The sequence below is a fragment of the Helicobacter ganmani genome (assembly GCF_003364315.1).
Classification (GTDB): domain Bacteria; phylum Campylobacterota; class Campylobacteria; order Campylobacterales; family Helicobacteraceae; genus Helicobacter_D; species Helicobacter_D ganmani.
This window is the reverse complement of sequence record NZ_NXLS01000016.1, coordinates 1-6,101: the sequence shown is the minus strand read 5'-3', so window position 1 is coordinate 6,101 and position 6,101 is coordinate 1. Positions and strand designations below refer to the sequence as shown.

At 36.1% G+C, this 6,101-nt stretch carries 4 protein-coding genes; 1 reads left to right on the top strand and 3 read right to left on the bottom strand.

Annotated elements, in window-relative coordinates; genetic code table 11:
• Nucleotides 1-1,432: DUF2972 domain-containing protein (locus tag CQA43_RS09225; RefSeq protein WP_115552305.1), on the top strand; the 1,432-nt coding region annotated here is incomplete at its 5' end.
• Nucleotides 1,433-1,522: 90 nt separating this feature from the next.
• Here CQA43_RS09225 and CQA43_RS09220 read toward each other — a convergent pair.
• Genes CQA43_RS09220 through CQA43_RS09210 form a run of 3 tightly spaced genes read right to left on the bottom strand, consistent with a single transcriptional unit; the run spans nt 1,523 to nt 5,879 of the window.
• Nucleotides 1,523-2,839 (bottom strand): YeiH family protein, encoded by a 1,317-nt coding sequence (locus tag CQA43_RS09220; RefSeq protein ID WP_115552304.1) that lies wholly within the window; start codon nt 2,837-2,839, stop codon nt 1,523-1,525.
• Between the two features lie 32 nt (nt 2,840-2,871).
• On the bottom strand, nt 2,872-4,155 hold the full coding sequence (locus CQA43_RS09215) for a siroheme synthase family protein (RefSeq protein ID WP_115552303.1): 1,284 nt from the start codon (nt 4,153-4,155) through the stop codon (nt 2,872-2,874).
• A complete protein-coding gene (locus CQA43_RS09210; RefSeq protein ID WP_115552302.1) occupies nt 4,155-5,879 on the bottom strand; it encodes a nitrite/sulfite reductase in 1,725 nt (574 codons plus the stop codon). Before CQA43_RS09210 ends, CQA43_RS09215 begins: the two co-directional genes overlap by 1 nt.
• Between the last annotated feature and the right edge of the window lie 222 nt (nt 5,880-6,101).

Here is a 6,101-nt window from a genome sequence, read left to right as displayed (position 1 = left end):
CAATTCTTTTAAGATAGAATCTTTCTTTTTTAAACTTTTTTCTCAAATTCCTTTTTCTACTCAAACACCTTTCCTTTTAAAACACAAAGAGGAAATCCTACAATGGCTTAACTCTAAAGAATTTAAAGAACAATACATTAACACGAATCACCCTTATCCTCCTTTACTGAATCCAGAGAGATTGAATGCAAAGAGAGAATCTAAAGAGAAAAACAATCATAATAAAGAAACAGAGTTAAGAATAAAGGAGAGAGAATCTAAAGAATACAATGTAGAATCCCAAAGAGAGAATAGAGATTCTATCCAACCTTATCCAAACTTAAGCTATGAGAGTATCCCTGCGGAACTTGCTTGGGATTTGAATTTGCCATTGCCGAGGGGGTATAAGATGATTTATCTTTATGGACATGGGGCGGGAGTTGCTAAAGTAAGTGAGGTATTTAGTGCAATTGGTTTAAGAATCATTGATTTATTTATCAAGGGAAGTGCTAACAATCGGTATATTCTTGCTTATAACTTTCTGTTACATTCTAATGGGTTTAATGTTGTTTCTCTTAGCGATTTAGAGTATCAAACTTCAAATTATCTTAAATTCTTTTCTTTGATTGATAAGAAAGTTTCTTTTATGTGTCAGACAAGAGATCCTATGGAACTTCTTAGGCATTGTTTGGCAAGGGCAGGGCGATGGCATAGCTTAGCGATTACAAAAGAATTTGACAAGACTTTTGATTTTGAAGATGTAATAAAGCCTCTTGAGCATCTTAAATATAACTATAATTTAGAGGGCTTGAAAAAATACGCTTACTCCAATCTTTTTAGCTTCCATATTCACCTTAAAGAATTGCAAAAGAATATTTCCAAAATAGCATTTTTGGATATAAAAGAATTAAATTCTGATGAGGCGATTTCAAAGCTACAAGTTATCGCAAAGGATTTTGGATTTAATCCTCTCCAGAATTGTCATAAAAAGGCTTTGCAAACAAATGTATTCAAAGGAAGTGCTTATTTGTTTTTTCCTCTTGTCTTTCAAGCGGGAGATTTTAAACTCACTCTTGCAACGCATAGCAATAATTCGCAATGGGTAGATTTGCATCAAGGGATTATGGGCAAACCAAACGAAGTCATTGGGGTTTATATTGATAAAAATGAAGTAGAATCCTTCCGAGCAAATGAGACTTTATACAAAGAATCTTGTGAGTATTTAAAGAAATTTTTAGAAAAGCTTAAAGAGAGATTTAAGCAAGAGGATGCAAAAGCACTAGCGATTCGTGATATTATGCAATACTTCAAACAAGAGCCTCAAGCAAGAAAACATATAAAATCTATTCTTGATAAAGAAGTAGCCGCAATAGCGCAATATCGTCCCGACATTGTAGAATCTTGGAAATATTATCAAGAGTTTGAGAGAATGTGTGAGGAGATGGATAAATAAGCTTAAAATTTGTATTAAAGATTCTTATGAATTGATATGTGGTTGCGTCCTTGAGTAGGGTTTGTCTGCTAGCAAGGACGCAATACCCGCTTACCGCATAAAGTTTGTCCAAAATTCCTCAAAAATATAAGACGAGAGCAGATAGCCAAGTGGTAAATTGACAGCTACACCGAGCGTGAATGCTACAAAGGGCTTATAACCCACAGCAATAATTTTCTTAAACTGCGTATTTAAACCAATACAAAGAAAAGTCCAAGTGAAAACCCAATTACGCAAAGTCTTAATCAAACCCAATGTTTCTTTGGAAAATTGCTGGCTGCTTGCAGAGTCTAAGTTAAGGGTAAAGAGACTTACAAGCACAGAGGCAATGAGGAATCCTAAAATGAACTTTGGAAATCTCTCCCAAATTATTCCTATACTAACTCGTGTATTTTCTTGTTTGTGCCATACCGCGACAGATAAAAATGCCACAAGCACCGCCCAAATTCCCACAAACATATCTCTACCAATCACCTTAATGAGTGTAAAAGCTGCAATGGCTCGTTCATCTCCAATGGATTGCGCTGCGGCTAATCCTGCGGAATCGGCAAACTCTGAAGTGCCAATCCAAGCTCCAGCTACTCCAGCATCTAAGCCTAATGCCTTGCAAAATAGAGGCAGCAAAATTACCATTACCACAGCCCATAAAACAACAATGCTAATGGCAAGGCTGATATGTTCTTGTTTTGCCTTTGCAGCATTTCCAATCACGATTGCCGCACTTACACCACAAATAGAACCTCCTGCCCCTAAGGTTGCACCAAAGCTTGAGTCTAGCTTAAAAAGTTTTGTTGCTGCGAAATAAATCGTCCAAAAAGTAACAATCGTAATGATACAAGCTTGTAAAATAGCGATTCCACCCGCATTGATTAAAAGCGTTAAAGGTAAGGTTGCACCCATAAGAACAATTCCAATTTTGACATAAAATTCCGTAAGCAAGGAATCCTTAAACCATTGTGGGAGATTTGCAAAATTTCCCAAAACTAATCCAAGCAGAAGCGCAACTAAGGGGGATTCTAACTGAAATTCTTTGGCTTGTGAATGGCTACTGATTAAAAACACAAGAATGCTAAGAATAAATAAAATGCTAAAGCTCACAATAAAGGGCTTAAATTTTTTGTTTAAGAATCTTGAAACAATGCTAAACCAAATTCCAAAAAAACAAAATAAAATAACAAAATTCAAGAAAGAGAGATTCTTGAAAGCGTCCATAATATCCGTCCCCCTCCAAGAGCCAAATTTCACATTTAAAGCTTGAATTATAGAGAATCCATCAAAAAACCAAAATGCACTAATGCCTAAAACTAAAAATAAGCCAATAATATTAGCCCAACTATCTTCTTTTGCTAACCATTTTATTTCTTTCATTTTTAACCTTAATTTCTAAATTGTTGATAATTTTATAGAATAATTCTTTGCCCCGCAAAGGGCATACAGAGGCATTCTCCTACCGCTTTGCCTAGTATCAAGATTGCAGGTTTATCGCAGAGTTTAGCCATTTGCTCTAGTTGCCCTAATGTGCCGATGATGGATTTTTGCTCTTTGGAATCCACTTTGGAAATAAATGCCGCAGGAAGTGAAAGCGGGATTCCAAGCTCCTTAGCGTTTTGAACGATTTTATCTGCAAAGCTATAAGCCATCATTACGATGAGAGTATAAGGTGAATTTTTAAGATAATGTAACCATTCTGTGTGAAAAACACTCTCTCTTAAATGTGCAGAAACAATCAGCACACCCGCACTCACTCCGCGCAAAGTTGGTGTGATTCCACTTGTTAAAGCCCCATTTAGGCTTGAACTTAGCCCACTAATACATTCTACCTCTATGTTGTGAGATTTAAGAAAGCTTCCCTCCTCAAAGACTCTACCAAAGATTATGGGGTCTCCACCCTTTAATCTGCCGACATTTTTGCCTTCTTTTGCGTATTGTAGCATTAGTGTATTAATTTTCTCTTGGGAAAAACTTTGTTTGCCCTTTTGTTTGCCCACACTAATGCAAGTAACGCCAATATTTTCTAAAAGATTCCAAATTTCTTTGCCAATTAAATTATCCAAAAGTGCCACATCTAAAATTTCAAAAGTCTCCAATGCTTTTAAAGTTAGGCTTTGCAAACTATTTGGACCACAGCCGATAATGAAAACCTTGCCCAAAGATTGCTTGCATTCTGTTTTGATTTGTTCTTTTTTAGATTCGTCTATCTTTAGATTTTGACGCATTTTTTTGAGTTTTTCTACTAATGATTCAAGAGAGTTTGGCAGGATTCTAGCAATTTTGTCTCTTATGCTTTGCGCAAGAATCGGACTTGCACCATTTGTGCTAACAAGCACACTTAAATCTTGATAACGCGCAATCGCCCCAAAATAAAAATCACACAGCTTAGGATTATCCACAACATTTAAAAGATACCCAAACTCTTTGCGCTTCTCCCATAAAAATGTGCCGAGTTTTTCATCTCCACTTGCATCAATGACAAGTTCAAAGCCTTGAAGCAAGGAATCTTGAATTTCTCCAATTTCTACATTAAAGTTTTCAAAGTAGGAATCTTTCCTCTCTCTTGCGATGATTTGGACTTCCCATTTGGATTCTTTTAATGCAATATGTTTTTGTTTGGCAACATTCCCAGCACCAATTAATAATGTTTTCTTGGGCGTTAATGCAATAGGAAGCGTAAAGGAACCTTGCATTAATTTTCCTCTCCAATACCATTTTTCTTTAAAGATACAGAAAACAATTCCTCGCTACTCCAATCATAATAAGGCTTAGGGTTCTCCGAAAAGTTTGGGATTTTTGCAAAAGATTCTGCGATTTTGATAATTTCTTCCTCGCCGCTAGAATCCACCCAAGATTCAAAGGTTTTAAATTGTTTTTTAACTTCAAGGAATCGGGTAAGGACTTTATAGACAAATTCGGGCAGATAAAAAGCTGCAATTTGTGTAATTTTCTTAGCAAACCTTGTTTTTCCCTCCTCTACAACTCCTCCTGTTACGACATTATAAGCAGGGTAGGGAATTCCGCCTTGTCGTTGGATTTTGCCAAAGAATCCTAAATTTGCGGTGAAATGATTACCGCAAGAATTTGGACAACCAGAGAGTTGAATCCTGAAGTCTTGTAGGGCGTCCAAATCTATTTTTGATTTAAGCAAATACTTTTCAATCTCTTGCACTGCTCCTCTAGGACGCGCGATTCCAAGCTGACAAGTCGCTGCACCCGTGCAAGCAACCATATCCCCCAAAATCGTTGCTTGCTTGCTTTGGGGAGAAAATTCTGTGAGAATTGGGTAAAGTGTTAGCATTTGCTCTGCGCTTAGATTCCTTACATAAAGATTCTGATTTTGCCCAAAAGCAATGCAGTGGGAATTCACACTTTTTAGTATATTTGCTAATTTTTCGGCACTTTTGTAGGGAATATCTCCTAGAGTAAGTGGCACTTTGGCATAAAAATAGCCGCTTTGCTTTTGCTCTCTCACAAAGCGATTCCACCAAAGTTTTTCTTCTTTTGTCATTTTTGGCAAAGCTTTGTGTTCTAGTTTTGGGAGTTTGATAAAGGATTTTGAGACTTTAATCTCCCAATCTTTTTGTGATTTTTGAATCAATTGTTTTTCTTGTTCTATGCGTTTTGTTAGCTCTTCAATGCCAATCTTATCGGCTAAGAATCTTAGTCTTGCAGAATGCTTATTTTCTCTATTGCCATATTTATCAAACACCTGCTTTACGGCTTGAGCAAATAAAAAACATTCTTTAGCGGGTAAAAAATCTGTAATCTTATACCCCAAACGGCTTTTTGAACCCATTCCTCCGGCAATATAGACAATAAATCCTTTTCTGTTACCTTTTTTAGTAGCGATGAATCCTACATCTGTAATGGTTGCAGTGGCTCTATCGGCTTTGGAGCTTGAAAAAGAAATTTTAAATTTACGCGGTAAATTAAAGGAATCTTTGAGGGCTAACATTCTTTCTGTGATTGCATTAGCATAGGGTTGAATGTCAAATACATCATCTTTTGCGATTCCAGAGAGTGCATCTCCTACGATTCCGCGCACACAATTTCCTCCACTCCCACGACCACTAAGCCTTAGTTTGTGTAATTCTTGCGTAACAAGGCAGAGATTTTCAAAATCTACATAATGTAGCTGAATCCCCCCTCTTGTAGTGATGTGTAGGCTTTGATTGGCATAATTTTGGGCTAGTTTAGAAATCCCAAGTAATTGTTTGGGTGTGATTTGTCCCCCGTGAGTTTTGATGCGAACCATATAAGTATTTTTTTCTCTTTGTTCATAAATTCCATAAGGCACACGAATTGCCTTGAAAGTAACCTCGTCTAGTTTGCCGTTTTTAAAATCTTCACAACTTTTACTTAGGAAGTTGAAATCATTTTCTAAAACAGAGTTTGGTATTGTGTAATAACTCATAAAAATCCCTTAAAATTTAACGATGAGGGAGAAATTATACTTCCTAAATTCTTAAATTTTTATAAATACATATTGTATTCATAAATAATAATAAAATTGGTCTTTAAAATTTCATTTCCCCCCTTTAACCTCCCCTTAAGTTTTCTTTGCTATAATTTTGCTTCCTTTTTTGCGCTAAAAATCTTTAGAGTAAAAATGTTCTTTAACTTTTGTAATGTATTT